At 56.6% G+C, this 14,266-nt stretch carries 13 protein-coding genes and 1 pseudogene; 3 read left to right on the top strand and 11 right to left on the bottom strand.

All coding sequences use genetic code 11. The features are described from left to right. Positions 1–24: 24 nt before the first annotated feature. Positions 25–984 carry a hypothetical protein gene (locus HWQ15_RS11385; RefSeq protein ID WP_063148724.1) on the bottom strand — a complete coding sequence of 320 codons (960 nt, stop codon included), beginning with the start codon at positions 982–984 and terminating at the stop codon, positions 25–27. A 167-nt stretch (positions 985–1,151) separates the two neighbouring features. Here HWQ15_RS11385 and HWQ15_RS11380 point away from each other — a divergent pair, with 167 nt between their 5' ends. After that, positions 1,152–2,423: a DUF445 domain-containing protein gene (locus HWQ15_RS11380; RefSeq protein WP_063148723.1), complete on the top strand. Its 1,272-nt coding sequence runs from the start codon at positions 1,152–1,154 to the stop codon at positions 2,421–2,423. On the opposite strand, the gene HWQ15_RS11375 is transcribed toward HWQ15_RS11380, so the two are convergent. The 7 genes and pseudogenes from HWQ15_RS11375 to HWQ15_RS11345 form a co-directional block, all read right to left on the bottom strand. After that, positions 2,420–3,496 (bottom strand): DUF2955 domain-containing protein, encoded by a 1,077-nt coding sequence (locus HWQ15_RS11375; protein WP_022646940.1) that lies wholly within the window; start codon positions 3,494–3,496, stop codon positions 2,420–2,422. The two genes, HWQ15_RS11380 and HWQ15_RS11375, sit on opposite strands and share 4 nt — an antisense overlap. Further along, positions 3,486–4,553 (bottom strand): HlyD family secretion protein, encoded by a 1,068-nt coding sequence (locus tag HWQ15_RS11370; RefSeq protein ID WP_139154049.1) that lies wholly within the window; start codon positions 4,551–4,553, stop codon positions 3,486–3,488. Before HWQ15_RS11370 ends, HWQ15_RS11375 begins: the two co-directional genes overlap by 11 nt. Then, complete coding sequence (locus tag HWQ15_RS11365; protein ID WP_063148721.1) at positions 4,550–5,020, bottom strand: MarR family winged helix-turn-helix transcriptional regulator; 471 nt, start codon at positions 5,018–5,020, stop codon at positions 4,550–4,552. Before HWQ15_RS11365 ends, HWQ15_RS11370 begins: the two co-directional genes overlap by 4 nt. 587 nt (positions 5,021–5,607) lie before the next feature. Next, on the bottom strand, positions 5,608–6,303 hold the full coding sequence (locus HWQ15_RS11360; RefSeq protein ID WP_063149607.1) for a helix-turn-helix transcriptional regulator: 696 nt from the start codon (positions 6,301–6,303) through the stop codon (positions 5,608–5,610). Further along, positions 6,278–6,454, bottom strand: a pseudogene (locus HWQ15_RS11355) (amino acid-binding protein); the annotation flags it as partial. The pseudogene HWQ15_RS11355 and the gene HWQ15_RS11360, both read right to left, overlap by 26 nt. A gap of 19 nt (positions 6,455–6,473) precedes the next feature. Next, positions 6,474–6,797 carry an antibiotic biosynthesis monooxygenase gene (locus HWQ15_RS11350; protein ID WP_023305388.1) on the bottom strand — a complete coding sequence of 108 codons (324 nt, stop codon included), beginning with the start codon at positions 6,795–6,797 and terminating at the stop codon, positions 6,474–6,476. A gap of 243 nt (positions 6,798–7,040) precedes the next feature. Then, a complete protein-coding gene (locus tag HWQ15_RS11345; RefSeq protein ID WP_022646934.1) occupies positions 7,041–7,520 on the bottom strand; it encodes a carboxymuconolactone decarboxylase family protein in 480 nt (159 codons plus the stop codon). Between the two features lie 101 nt (positions 7,521–7,621). On the opposite strand from HWQ15_RS11345, the gene HWQ15_RS11340 reads away from it, so the two are divergent. Further along, a complete protein-coding gene (locus HWQ15_RS11340) occupies positions 7,622–9,010 on the top strand; it encodes a PLP-dependent aminotransferase family protein (RefSeq protein WP_063149608.1) in 1,389 nt (462 codons plus the stop codon). Positions 9,011–9,095: 85 nt separating this feature from the next. Here HWQ15_RS11340 and HWQ15_RS11335 read toward each other — a convergent pair whose 3' ends face one another. Further along, the gene (locus HWQ15_RS11335) at positions 9,096–9,257 is read right to left on the bottom strand and encodes a DUF1127 domain-containing protein (protein ID WP_048966090.1); all 162 of its coding nucleotides are present in this window, start codon (positions 9,255–9,257) and stop codon (positions 9,096–9,098) included. 176 nt (positions 9,258–9,433) lie between these two features. On the opposite strand from HWQ15_RS11335, the gene HWQ15_RS11330 reads away from it, so the two are divergent. Next, a complete protein-coding gene (locus tag HWQ15_RS11330; RefSeq protein WP_023305386.1) occupies positions 9,434–10,849 on the top strand; it encodes a PLP-dependent aminotransferase family protein in 1,416 nt (471 codons plus the stop codon). A 102-nt stretch (positions 10,850–10,951) separates the two neighbouring features. Here HWQ15_RS11330 and foxA read toward each other — a convergent pair whose 3' ends face one another. Next, positions 10,952–13,060 carry a ferrioxamine B receptor FoxA gene (gene foxA, locus HWQ15_RS11325; protein WP_103891573.1) on the bottom strand — a complete coding sequence of 703 codons (2,109 nt, stop codon included), beginning with the start codon at positions 13,058–13,060 and terminating at the stop codon, positions 10,952–10,954. 121 nt (positions 13,061–13,181) lie between these two features. Next, the gene (locus tag HWQ15_RS11320; RefSeq protein ID WP_063149609.1) at positions 13,182–14,135 is read right to left on the bottom strand and encodes an AraC family transcriptional regulator; all 954 of its coding nucleotides are present in this window, start codon (positions 14,133–14,135) and stop codon (positions 13,182–13,184) included. Positions 14,136–14,266 lie beyond the last annotated feature (131 nt).

The following is a 14,266-nucleotide window of genomic DNA, read 5'->3' as shown; positions in this document are numbered from 1 at the left end:
CGACAGGGGGAACTGTGATTTTAATTATTTTACCCAATGAGGGATATTTTCTGTCGATACATTTTTTACAGTATATCCTTTCCCCTCTTGCGAGTCTTTAACACAAGTTATTTCATCGAACCCCCACTTTCCGTTACGATTGAAAAAGTAAGCTGTATACTTATCAGTATTATAACCAAAATATCTCTCATTAGGGCGTGATATTTTTTCATTCTCACATGTAAAATCACTCCGCCATTCACTGCCAGTAGAATATTTTAAAACATAATATGCTACTACATCCGGCCTGCTTGAGACAAATAACACGATTAAACTCGTTAGCATTAAAGCGCCCAAAATAGTAAAAAGTCTATATCCCTTTGCATGATCAGCAGTCACGATGAATATTACGTAAGCAGTCAACTGTAATATAAAAAATATTAAGACAAAAAATGAACTGAGCTTCCATGTAAACTCCAACCATGGACTGGATGATAACTCCATATTACTCAACTGAAGAAATAAACTTGCCGAGAATGCACTGGATGCAACATAACAAATTGATATAAATGAAAATAACATAACCCGTATATTTTTTACTTTCTCATGGCCGTTTTTCTCGAGAACAAAGATTGTTAAAAAGCTGCTAATAACAATAAAAATGGAGAACATCACCAACATTACTTTTGCAAGAAAACCAAAATGTATATTTATTGCAAAAGGAAAAAGAAGAAACGCACCCCAGGCAAGGAGCGACGCCCATCCGGCCAACTTATTTACAACACCGCCGCTTTCGAACCGGATAAAATGAATAATAATTTCCCGGGCACGCTGCCTTTTTAAATACAGCATTACTAAAAGGCCAATAAATAATGCATATGACAAATAAACCCGAACTGGATCTTTTATTTTCAACAAAACAAAACAACCTACAAAGAAAATTAACAAATATAAATCCAAGGATTTATTTTTTATTTCATTTATAAAACGATACAGTAAATTCATTTTATATACCCCAGAAAGTAGATCATTATTAGCTATGAGAAACGAATACTCCGAACCAGAAAGAGAATGCAACAAATCTTCTGTTCTGTCAGTTAAAAGAGGAATTTTGATTCTTCATCAGATAGCACATTTTGCATTTTACCTCCATCACCCTCTATCCTTAACCCATGGAAAAACATACCGAACTCAAACGCGCCAAGCTTCTCGCGCTGTCGCTGCTGCTGATTGCCGCTGCGGCCTTTATCACTACCCTGTTCCTGCCGCAAACCTTCTGGGTACGCGGCGCAAAAGCTATTGCCGAGGCGGCGATGGTCGGCGCGCTGGCGGACTGGTTTGCCGTTGTCGCGCTGTTCCGCCGGGTGCCAATTCCCTTTATCTCGCGCCATACGGCGATTATCCCGCGCAATAAGGACCGCATCGGCGACAATCTTGGCCAGTTCGTGCAGGAAAAGTTTCTGGATACCCAGTCGCTGGTCGCATTAATTCGCCGCTACGAGCCGGCCCAGATGATTGGTGCCTGGTTCAGCAAGCCCGACAACGCCCAGCGCGTCGGGCTGCATCTGATGCAGGTGATGAGCGGTTTTCTTGAGCTGACTGACGACGGGCGCATTCAGCGCCTGCTCAAACGCGCGGTGCATAAGGCTATCGACAAGGTCGATTTAACCGAGACCAGCGCCGTCATGCTGGAAAGCATGACCAAAAACAACCGTCACCAGGTGCTGCTGGACGCCATCATCAACCGTCTGATTACCCTGATTCAGCGCGAGAGCACGCGGGAATTTATCTCTGACCAGATCGTCCACTGGCTGAAGACCGAGCATCCGCGCAAGGCGATGGTGCTGCCCACCGAGTGGCTGGGCGATCAGAGCGCAGAGATGGTGTCAAACGCGGTGAACACGCTGCTGGATGATATCAGCCACGACCGCACGCACCAGATCCGTCGGGCATTTGACCGCGCCACGCTGAAGTTTATCGACAACCTGAAAAACGACCCGGAGATGACGGCCAAAGCCGACAATATCAAGCACTATCTGAAGAATGATGAAGCATTTAACCGCTACCTGGGTGAAATGTGGGCTGACCTGCGCCAGTGGCTGAAAAATGACATGCAGAGCGACGATTCCCGCGTGAAGCAACGTATCGCCAACGCCGGGCTGTGGTTTGGTGAGACGCTGTCGAATGATGCCAGCCTGCGTGCGTCGCTGAACGAGCATCTGGAGCAGGCCGCGCACCGCGTCGCGCCGGATTTTGCGGCATTCCTGACGCGCCATATCAGCGACACGGTGAAAAGCTGGGACGCCAAAGATATGTCACGCCAGATAGAACTCAATATCGGTAAAGATCTTCAGTTCATTCGCGTAAACGGTATCCTGGTAGGCGGAACGATTGGCCTGATTCTGTTTTTACTTTCTCAGTTGCCCGCCGTGCTGGGGCATTAATCCGCTTTTGGCGGCGCGATAACGTAGCGCGTCGCCTCGAAGCGGTTCAGGATCAGGTGCACCAGAAAGACCATCGTCAGCGTGACCACCAGCGCGAAGGTAACGGAGGTGATGCGGTACAGATCGCTGAACACCAGATCGCTGTCCGGATGCATGTTTTGCCCGAACATAATGCCGATGGTGGTAATGCTGGAAAATCCCACCCCGGCCCCGACCTTCTCCATCACGTGCAGGCGCGCGCCAAATGCCAGCCCGAGGCCGATCAGCGGCATCATCAGCAGCATATGGCTGCTGTGATCGTACAGGATAAGCTGAACGACGAGGATATAGAGACAGCCCAGCACCACGCCGACCACGCGCCAGATGGAGCTCATGACCGCGCCGCGGTAGTGCATCGGGAACAGGATCAGAATGCCCGCCATCAGTGCCGAGAGCGAATCGCTTAAGTCGCTCATCTGAAATACCACGAAAATCAGCGTCGCCACGGTGCCGGAGAGCAGCGACTCGTGGCGCACGCGGGCATCGTCTTTCTCTATCAGCGGCGGCGGCTTACGTGGCTCCACGTCCGGCAGCAGGTAATTCATCAGCGCGCTCAGACACACCGCCATCACGCTCGCTTCAATGTTGGAGAACAAAAGCGTGTGCCAGTTGGTGGTGGGGTAGCTCATAAAGTTGAGCATTACGCTCTGGCACACCACGCCCATCGAACCGAACAGAAACAGCGGCCCCTTGCTCATAAAGCGAAAGCGCATCACGTACAGGGCAAAGACCACCAGCGTCATAATGACCGGCCATTGCGACAGAAAGCCGATGATGATCACCATTTCGACGCAGTTGAGCGATGCGCTGAAGATAAACTGCTTCGCCACGTGGCGGTTAAACACCGGCACCAGCGACAGCAGCATGATCGGGTAGACCACAAAAAACACGCCGTAGCTGGTGTTATAGAAGCTCGAAATACTGAGCGCAATCATCCCGGCAAAGACAATGCGCAAAGTCTGGCGGAAGTCGTTTGCCGTGTAGACGATGTTGCCGTGCGGGGTAAATACCCGCGCCAGGGTGCTAATAGACATAGTGAAGCAGGCTCACCAGATGGATTTGCATCCCGGAGAAGAAGCGCGCAAAGGGCCCTTCGCTGTTGTAGAGCTGCACGGTGGCGCGCGCGCCGGTCGGCAGCGACTTCGGTAAGGCTTCGTCCAGCGCCACGTGAATGCGCATTCGCTGGGCATCGCGCACCCAGCGGTTAGAGGTTTCCGGTTCAGAAAGTTGACCGTTAACGGCTTCCTGACCGGCGAGGATCCCCGCGTCACTGCTGGTCACGTGGGCGCGGAAAACCCGTCCCGGAAAGGCGTCAAACACCACGGCGGCGTCGGTCCCCTGGTGGGTATGACGCAGGCTCTTCTCGCGGAAATCCGCCACAATATCCGTCTGCGTATTCACCAGCGCCAGCGCTGCCGAACCGGACGAGGCGTAAAAACCGGGGCTTAATTGCAGATTACTCACCGTGCCGTCCGCCTCGGCGTAGACCTTCGTCCAGCCAAGATTCAGCTCCGCTTCATCCAGCGCGTTACGGTATTTTTGCAGCGTCACGTTACGGTGTTCATTCCGCTCGCCGCGCTGAATGCGCAGGTTACGAATATTCGCCTGAATCGAGCTGACGGACTGCTCGCTGCTCTGCCAGGTAGTGCGGACCTTATCCAGATCCGCCTGCGACACGTTCTGCAGGGTGCTCAGTTTCTGGTAGCGGTCGAAAGTCACTTTGTCGTTACGCGCGGTCAGCACGGCGGTCTTCAGGCTGGCCTGCGCGGCGGCGATCTGCGCGTCCAGTTGTTCGTTGGAAAGGCGAGCTTGCTCAAGCGCGATCTGCGCCGCTTCCACTTTATTGCGAAACGGGGTGTCGTCGAGCTCAAACAGCAGATCGCCTTTCTTCACCTGGCTATTGTTGTGGACATGGACCGCCGCCACATAGCCGGAGACACGGGCAGACACCGGCGTCACCACGCGCATCACGGTGGAATCCGGCGTCAGCGGGATCCAGATATCCGCGACGATAAAGTAGACAAACATCAGCAGGAAAGAGGCAATACTTACCCTTACCCAGCGGGCAAACTTTTGTTCAGGAGTCATTATTTTTCGGTCTTGTTATCTTCTTCGCGGATTGTCCGCAAATTGCAGGCGATTTGATTCAGGGTGGCGCTGAAAATGTCGAGATGTTCAGGCGCGATGTTTTGCGATACGCGCGTCTGAAGCGTCTCAATTAACTGGGTGAGCCTGTTAAGTACAGCTTTTCCCTCAGGCGTCAGCGTCAGAAGCCGGATGCGCTTGTCATACGGCGAGACGGTGCGCAGCAGGTAACCCTGTTTTTCCAGCTGTGTCAGGGTGCGCATTAGCGGCGGCAGTTCAATGCCCTGCACCTCCGCCAGCTCACTCACCGAGACGTTATCCCCGAGCTGATGCAGCTGCATCATCACCGTCCAGCTCGACTGGGTTAACCCGGTATCGAGAATGGCGTCGTCAATGACGGCACGCCACTGGCGCACGATCATCGCCATCCGCATGCCCATCGGCCTGCGGCTAAACAGTTCTTCTTCACTCATGGGGAAACCTCTCGTCACACGCGGTCACAATAATAGTTATCAGGGTAAGTATCAAGAAACGAGAAGTTAAAGCGCAGGAATTGCGAAATGAGATTCTCCCTCAGCCCTGTGGGCTGAGGGTTCCCCACAAATTAATGCGAGCACTGAGCAATCCCCTCGCCCCTCCGGGGAGAGGGTTAGGGTGAGGGGAACATACGGCGGTGGTGGTCATTCCGTTCACTTTATGTTCCTTGCTACTCTGTAACGACATGACCGGTGAACGTGCCAGGGTGGCTCAGTCGCCACCACCCTGGCGACCCGGGCTCCCGGCGGTAAATCGCCGCTTCGCGGTGCCCTCGGCTTATTCCTTCCGGCTTATCGGGTACGGGCGGAGGCAACGTCCCTGTAAAGCCGCCCTCTCGGCGCATCCCTGCGCCTCGCCCCGGCCGGAAGGCAAACGCCTCAGCGATTTACAGCCGGACCAGGGCATCGCTGACAGCCCTCAGTCATTTAGAAAGCAACTTTATTGCTTCTGCATAAAAAAATTACTGGGGATCCCTCAGCCCTGTGGGAGAGGGGCAGAGTGAGGGCACAGCCCGCAGCGGAGTTTAGCGGCTAAAATGTCTGGAGATGGCGCCCTGTCCTGAAGCCGTCACAACCACCTCCCTGTACCCCGCCACCCGCTGGATCCACCCTTTGCTTTCCAGATAAAGAAGCAGCGCTGCGCCGGCTTCGCCTCCGAGATGAAACCGCCGCTCGCTCCAGTCCAGGCAGGCGCAGCACGCTTTTCGGCGCGAATGAGCGCTTAACGAAACGCCGAGCTTCAGAAATTGCTCCCGACCATACGGCGTGAGCGCTGAACCGTCTGCCTCCAGCCAGCCTGCTGCCTGCATGAAATCGTAGATCTGCACCGCCACCGCGCCTGCGAGATGGTCGTAGCAGGTCCGGGCTTTACGCATGGCTTTCGGCGCGGTAGTTTCCGGCGGGGTAATGCGGCGCCAGGAGAGCCCCATCATCTGCTCGACTAACTCCGCCACGTCATGCCCCGCCAGACGATAGTAGCGATGCCGCCCCTGAGACAGGCAGGTAATCAGTTTGCCGTCCATCAGCCGGGCGAGATGCCCGCTGGCGGTCGACGGCGCAACGTCTGCCGCCGCACTCAGTTCGGTGGCCGTCCACGCTCGCCCGTCCATTAGTGCACAGAGCATTTTCACGCGCGACGGATCGGCCATTGCAGCCGCTACAGCGGCAATGGCCTTTTCCAGCATCGCGCTGTTATCAGAGGGTAAGCTCGTCTTTAACATTTGTCGCCCAGGGTGTGGTGATCTCAGCGGCCAGCTTATCATCATCCGTCAGCAGAATAAGGTGATTCGCGTGGTCGCTGTACTGAGTCAGGATAGACACGCCCTTTGCGGCCAGCGCCGCCGCTAACTCGCCCAGCTCGCCGGGCCTGTCGCTAAAAATCACGTGAACGTCATACATCCGCGTGCCCTCTCGTTTCAGAGCTGTACTCCCGCACCAGCTGCGCCACGCGAATACGGTAGAAAGAAAAAATCGACTCCCGGCCTTCGGCCTGCGCGGCCTGATGGAAGACATTCTGCTTCCAGCGGCGGACGGCCTCTTCATCCCGCCACCAGGAAAGGGACAGGATTTTGCCGTCGATGCTCAGGCTCTGAAAACGTTCTATATCAATAAAGCCGTCGATGTCCGCCAGCAAAGGCTTGAGTTCAGCGGCAAGCTGCAGATAGCGCGCCTGATGATGAGGCTCCGCTTTGGCTTCAAAAAGGACTGCGATCATGGGTGTCTCTCCGTTGTGAGGGTGTGGAGAGAATGCAGGAGGAAAAACCACAATGCTTCGGTATGGAGCGAAGTGTTTGCCGGATGGCGCTGCGCTTATCCGGCCTACGGGCTCATGTAGGCCCGGTAAGCGTAGCGCCACCGGGCAGGGTTTAACCCACCATCGACTTCGACTCCATAAACGCCCCAATCCCCCACTCGCCTGGATTACGGGCGCTGGTGGCGATGATCCGCGAGCGCGGAATTATTCCAGGTTAGCCTTGTTCAGACCGTAAGCCGCATCCAGCGCGCCCGGCTCCATGCGGGAGGTAATGCCCAGGCGGTTCCAGGCGTTGATCGCTACGATGGCGAAGTTCAGCTCTGAAATCTCGACATCCGAGAAGTGCTCCGCCACGCTGCGGTACAGCGCATCGCTCACGCCATGTACGCCAATCTGGGTCAGCGCTTCGGTGAAGGCCAGCGCCGCTTTTTCACGGGCGCTAAACAGCGGGGACTCGCGCCAGGCCGCCAGATGGTACAGGCGCAGCTCGCGCTCACCGGCGATTTTAGCCTCTTTCGAGTGCATATCCAGACAGAAGGTGCAGCCGTTCAGCTGCGATACGCGAATGTCGATCAGGTGCTTCAGTGCCGGATCAATAGAGGTTTTCGCCACCTCCATGCTCAGGGCAGAAAGCGCGTTGGCAAGTGCAGGTGTGGCTTTGTGGTGGTTTACGCGGGTGCTCATTGTCTTTCCTCTTTTTGTGCCGTTTTTTTCATGCGATAAGGCAAATCTACGCCGTTAATGACATAGTAAAAAGACACAAAAAGCGTGAAATGAGGTAGGACATGAAGCCGGGCTATCATAAGATTTATTCCCGCTATCGCGACAACATCACGCGCGGCGTGCTGAAGCCGGGCGACAAGGTACCTGCCATCCGCGTGCTGGCGGAAGAGCTTAAGGTCGCGCGAAAAACCGTTGAAACAGCCTATGCCATTCTGACAGGGGAAGGGTATCTGGTAAGCCAGGGCGCGCGCGGGACGCGGGTGAACCCGGATCTTCTGCTGCCCGCGCAACACGCCCCCGCAGAACAAGCGACCGGCACGCTGCCGGCGTCGTTGATTAGCCAGCGCGAACGGGCCGGTTTTCTGCGCCCCGGCATTCCGGCGCTCGACAGCTTCCCCTATAAAAAATGGCTGCTGCTGGCGGGCCAGGCGACGCGCGCCATGCGTCAGGATGAAATGCTCAACCCGCCGGTGCTGGGCTGGTATCCGCTGCGCGAGGCGATTGCCCGCTATCTCAATATCTCGCGCGGGTTATCCTGCACCGCCGAACAGGTACTGATCACCAGCGGCTACAGCGGCAGCCTGCGCCTGATCCTCGACACGCTTGCCAGCCGCAGCGACAAGGTGGTGTTTGAGGATCCGGGCTATTTTATGGGCCAGCAGCTGCTCAAGCGGATCGTGCCCCGCCTGCACACCGTGCCGGTTGATCGCTGCGGCATTGATACGGACTACCTGCTCCGTCATCATCGCGACGCGCGTTTTGCCATCGTGACCCCGTCGCATCAGAGCCCGCTGGCGGTGACGCTCTCACTGCCGCGCAAGCAGCAGCTGCTCGACTGGGCGTCACAAAACGAGGCGTGGATTATCGAAGACGATTACGACGGGGAATTTCACTATACCCGCAAAGTGCTGCCGTCGATGAAAAGCCTCGACCAGCATGACAGGGTGATCTTTATGGGCACCTTCAGCAAAACCATTATGCCTTCACTGCGCATGGGCTACGTGGTGATGCCCGCCAGCACCGTCGGGACCTTTACCGACTGCGCGGACATTACCACCAGCGGCCAGCCGGTGCTGACGCAAAAAATCCTCACCGCATTTCTCAACGAAGGGCATTTTTTTCGTCATCTGAAAAAGATGCGCGCCCTGTATCAGATCCGCCGCGACTGGATGATTGCCGCCCTGCGTGAGGTCTATGGTGACCTGTTCTTCACCGAGCAAAACGACGGTGGAATGCATATTGTCGCGTTCCTCGCAAAGGGAAGCGCTGACCGGGAGATCGCCCGCTGCTGGCAGGAACAGCAACTTCAGGTTAATGCGCTTTCGGAGTGGTATCGCGGGTCGGGCAAACGCTACGGGCTGGTGATGGGCTATAACAACGTGCGGTCATATCAGGAGGCGGTTGAGCTGCTGGAAAGGCCGAAACGGCAGACGCTTGCGCTGTTGAGTTGAAAACCGCCGGGTGGCGGCTGCGCCTTACCCGGCCTACGGTCTCCTGTAGGCCCGGTAAGCGTAGCGCCACCGGGCAACCCTATGCTTACACATCATATCGCGATAACCCAACGTCCTTGAGCTGCTCGTCGCTCATCTGGCTCAGAATGCGGCGGGTACGGTTGATGCGATACCAGTTACGCAGCGTTTTCGCTACCCAGACAAACGCGATAAACGGACGTGTTGAACGATTCTCGTAGAACTCCATGATGCTCTCCTCGCTGTGCCAGTGGGGTTATCATCATGGAAAACGGCCAATACAATACAGATTCAAAAACTGCTTTTGTTTACCATACAGATCCGCTAAAACGGTATCTGCATGGCGTTTTACCCACCAATCTGTACTGGTTTAATAATCTGTATGGTGAAAACAAAGGATACAGCATGACGCGCTATCAACATCTGGCCAACCTACTGGCGGAACGTATCGAACAAGGGCTGTATCGCAGCGGCGAACGTCTGCCGTCGGTACGCACGCTGAGCCAGGAACACGGCGTGAGTATCAGCACCATACAGCAGGCCTACCAGATCCTCGAAAATCTCCAGCTGATCACGCCCCAGCCGCGCTCCGGTTATTTTGTCTCGAAACGCAAAGCGCAGCCGCCCGTACCGGCGATGACGCGCCCGGTGCAGCGCCCCGTGGACGTCACCCAGTGGGATGAGGTGATGATGCTGCTGGACGCCCGCGCCGACAAAGAGATGATCTCCTTTGGCGGCGGCTCGCCGGACATCAACCAGCCGAGCCTGAAGCCGCTGTGGCGCGAGATGAGCCGCATTGCGCAGCATAACCCTGGCGAAATGCTGAGCTATGACGTGCTCGATGGTCGTCTGGAGCTGCGCGAGCAGATCGCCCGCCTGATGCTGGACGGCGGCTCCACCGTGGCGGCAAACGAGATTGTGATCACCAACGGCTGCCACGGCGCGCTGTCGATCGCCCTGCTCTCGGTGTGCAAGCCGGGGGATATCGTGGCGGTCGAGTCGCCGTCGTTTCACGGCACCATGCAGATGCTGCGCGGCTTCGACATCAAGGCGATTGAAATACCTACCGATCCCGAGACCGGGATCAGCATCGAGGCGTTAGAGCTGGCGCTGGAGCAGTGGCCGATCAAAGCGGTGATCCTGGTCCCCAACTGCAATAACCCGCTCGGGTTTATCATGCCGGAAGCGCGTAAAAAGCAGGTGCTGGCGCTCGCCCAGCGGCACGATATTGTGATAGTGGAGGATGATATCTACGGCGAGCTGGCCGCAGAGTACCCGCGCCCGCGCACCATTCACTCGATGGACATTGATGGCCGCGTGATCCTCTGCAGCTCCTTTACCAAAACCGTGGCGCCCGGGCTGCGCGTCGGCTGGATTGTGCCGGGGCGCTATTACGACCGGGTGATGCACATGAAATACGCCGCGGGCGGGTTTAACGTGCCGGGCACGCAGATGGCGGTGGCGGCGTTTATTCGCGACGGTCATTACCATCGCCACGTGCGGCGCATGCGCCAGATTTATCAGCAGAATATGGAGACCTACACCTGCTGGGTGCGGCAGTATTTTCCGGCAGAAATATGCGTTACCCGCCCGCAGGGCAGCTTCCTGCTGTGGGTCGAGCTGCCGGAGATGGTCGACATGGTGTGCGTCAGCAAGCAGCTGTGCCGTCTCAAAATCCAGGCTGCGGCGGGGTCGCTGTTTTCCGCCTCCGGTAAGTACCGCAACTGTCTGCGGATCAACGTGGCGCTGCCGCCGACGGATAAACATCGCGAGGCGTTGAAAAAGATGGGTGAGGCGATTGTGATTGCGATGGAGGGGTAGTGCGGCATTTTGCCCTCACCCCGGCCCTCTCCCACAGGGAGAGGGTGAAAACCGATCCCGTAGGCCCGGTAAGCGCAGCGCCACCGGGCATTGGCTAACGACTCAGAACGTCCACGAAACGCTGCCGACAATGCTGCGCTCTGCACCGAAGTAGCAGTAAGAGAGCGAGTTACACGCCGCAACGTAGCTTTTGTCCGTCAGGTTATTGACGTTCAACTGCGCGCTCACGCCCGTGAGACCCACTTTCGACAGGTCATACCCCACGACCATATCCACCAGGGTGTATGACGGTAGCGTATGGGTGTTCTGACGATCGCTGGCGATCCCGTTGACATAGCGCACGCCGGAGCCGACGGTCAGGCCGTCCAGCGGGCCGCTTTTGACGTCGTAGCTCAGCCAGGCGCTGGCCATGTTACGCGGGGCATAGACGGCGCGCTTGCCCTCCTCTTCCGGGCTGCTCTTCTTGTAGCGAATATCCGTATAGGTGTAGGCCGCCTGCATGCGCAGGCTGTCGGTCAGCTGTCCAATCGCCTCCAGCTCAACGCCTTCGGATTCGATTTCACCGATGGAACGGTACGGATCGGTCGGCTCCTCTTTAGTGGCAATGTTCTTCTGGTTGATGCGGAACACCGAGGCGCTGAACTGGCTGTTCATCCCCTCCGGCTCATACTTCACGCCCGCTTCCCACTGCTTGCCCTTCATCGGATCCAGGATATTCCCCTGCTCGTCGGCAAAGCTGGTCGGCGTAAAGGCGGTGGAGTAACTGACGTACGGCGCGACGCCGTTATCAAACAGATACAGCAGCGCCGCGCGGCTGCTGAAGTTGTTTTTATCCAGATCGCTGCGGGTATGGTTGAAGTTGTCGACGTTCGACACGCTCACCTGGTCGTAACGCCCACCCAGCGTGAGGCGCCAGCGGTCAATGGACATCTGATCCTGCAGGTAGTAGCCGGTCTGGCGCAGCTTATGCTTTTCCCTGCTGTACTGGGTGATATAGTCCGGCTTCGCGCCATAAGCAGGATGGAAAGCGTCAATCGGCGGGAAGCCGCCGTAGTAGCCGGTGACGTTGTTGGTGCGGTCCTGGTAGTCCATGCCGATCAGCACGCGGTGGTTCACCTCGCCGGTATCGAAGCTGCCGTCGACCTGGTTATCCAGGGTGATGGCGTTCATCTTCTCGTCGGAGCCGGAATAGCCGCGGTTCAGCTCGGTGTCGTTCAGCCAGCCTGCGGCATACACCTGGTTCAGCTCGACTTTGGTGTGCAGGTAGCGCAGCTTCTGACGCACGGCCCAGCCGCTGTCAAACAAGTGCTCGATGTTATAACCGACCATGTTTTCCCGACGATCGTACTTGTCGTAATCATCTTCACCTTCAAAAAAGGTGTTGGAGATTTTCTTACCGCTGTGCGGCACGACGGTGCCCTCATACGGCAGGCCGGAGTGGCTGCCGCCTTCCGGATCGCGGTGCAGGTAGGCCATCAGATCCAGACGGGTATTATCGGTGATACGCCAGGTCAGGCTCGGCATCAGCGCGTAACGCTCTTCTTTGAGCGGATCGAACTGGGAATCGGCATAGCGGGTCATCCCGCTGAGGCGCACCGCCACGCGGTCGTTATCATCAACCGGGCCGGTGACGTCGAACATCGCCCCGCGCTGGTTATTGTTACCGGCGAAGAGCTTGATCTCCCCGCCCGGATCGAACGATGGCTTACGGGAGGTGAGCGCCACGATGCCGCCCGGCGATGAGCGACCGTACAGCACGGAGGCCGGGCCGCGCACGACTTCGATACTGTCCAGGAACCACGGATCAACCACCAGCGAGCTGTGGGAATTGGTGTCGCCCATCATCTTCAGTCCGTCGAGGTAGACGTTGTCCAGGCTGCCGTCCGAGAAGCCGCGCAGCACCATGTAGTCGAAGCGGTTTGATGCCCCAATCTGGTTGCTGTAGACCCCCGGCGTGTAGCTCACGGCCTGACGCACGCTGGTTGCGCCCTGCTCTTCGAACTGCTCGCGGGTGACGATAGAGACCGATTGCGGGGTTTCAATATCCGGCGTTTCAAGCTTGGTGGCCGCAGACTGCATCTGCGAGGTCACCACCACGGTGTCAGTTTTTTGGGCATCCTGCGCCAGTAAAGGAAAAGCGACGCTACCGGTAACCCATCCCACCAGCAGTGCCAGACGCGATTTAGCAAACATAACCCTCTCCAGAGATATTTCTTATTGTTAATAAGAATTATTACCTTTTTGAGGGTGCAAACAGCTATGCGCGCCGCCAGGTTATGTATGCGCGATGCTAAACCGCACGGGATACGTTCGCGCGATGGACAAAATTACGTTAGCGGAGTTTGCGCACGTCACCCGGTGAAATACCGTAATGACGACGAAACGCGGTGGCGAAGTTGGTGGCATGCTGATACCCGCACATCCACGCCGCCTGCTGTACGCTGTGGCCTTCCAGCAGATAGCGACGCGCCAGCGCAAGGCGACAGTCGCGGAGATAATCGAAGAGTGTGCAGCCGTAGCGTTGACGGAACTTGCTGCGCAGGCTGCTTGGGCTCATGGCAGCAAGGGCTGCCAGCTGCGCGAGTGTATGGTCACGTTCAGGAGACTGTTCCAGCAGGCACCGGACGCGTTCCAGACGCGCATGCTCAGGGCGGCTCGGACAGGGCAGCTGGCACTGGTTCAGGCCGTGGCCGAGCAGCTGGTACATGAGCCCCTCCAGCAACAGCTTACGCGAGAGCACGCTTCCCCCCTGCCGCTGTACATGCTGAATGCCTGACATCACAAACTCGGGAACGTGCCAGACAAACGCGGGGGTATTCAGGCTTTGCCATTCCAGCAGCAGCGACTCAAGCAGGGCTTCACGTCCGGCATCGTGCGGGTACACGCCAAACGAGAGCGTTTTCAGCGTGCTGTCAGCATCGTGACGCGCGCTCATCACCTGATCTTCACTCAGACGCGAGCTGAACGCCATGCCCGGGCGGACGGGATAATCGATACCATTGAGCGTGAGCGTCACGCACCCTTCCAGCACCACCAGCATATAAAGCGGGCTGCTGTGGCGAGAGGTGGTTTCATAGGGCTGTAATACACGTACGTCGGAATGGGTCAGTGAAATGCCGGACGAGAGCGTCATCTCTTCAACATTCCCCTGCAACACGGGGCTGCCGCTGACCTGCTCATCTTTTAGCTGCGGGAAACGGTAGTCGATGCCGTAGCGCTCGCCGAATATTTGAAAATCCTCAACAAAAAATATGCGCTTCGCTGATGTATTTTCACTCTGGAGCATAATTCGGAGCCTGCATCGGGGAAAGGACAGGCAAAACAGTACCATTCATTTGCCATGGCAGCAATCACCGGGCGCAGACACTATTACGCTCCGGACAAAGCCGGAGCGAAGGCGTATATTTCTTTACGAGA

This window comes from Enterobacter sp. DSM 30060 (genome assembly GCF_013375955.1).
Lineage (GTDB): Bacteria > Pseudomonadota > Gammaproteobacteria > Enterobacterales > Enterobacteriaceae > Enterobacter > Enterobacter intestinihominis.
This window is presented reverse-complemented; position numbering and strand designations above follow the sequence as displayed.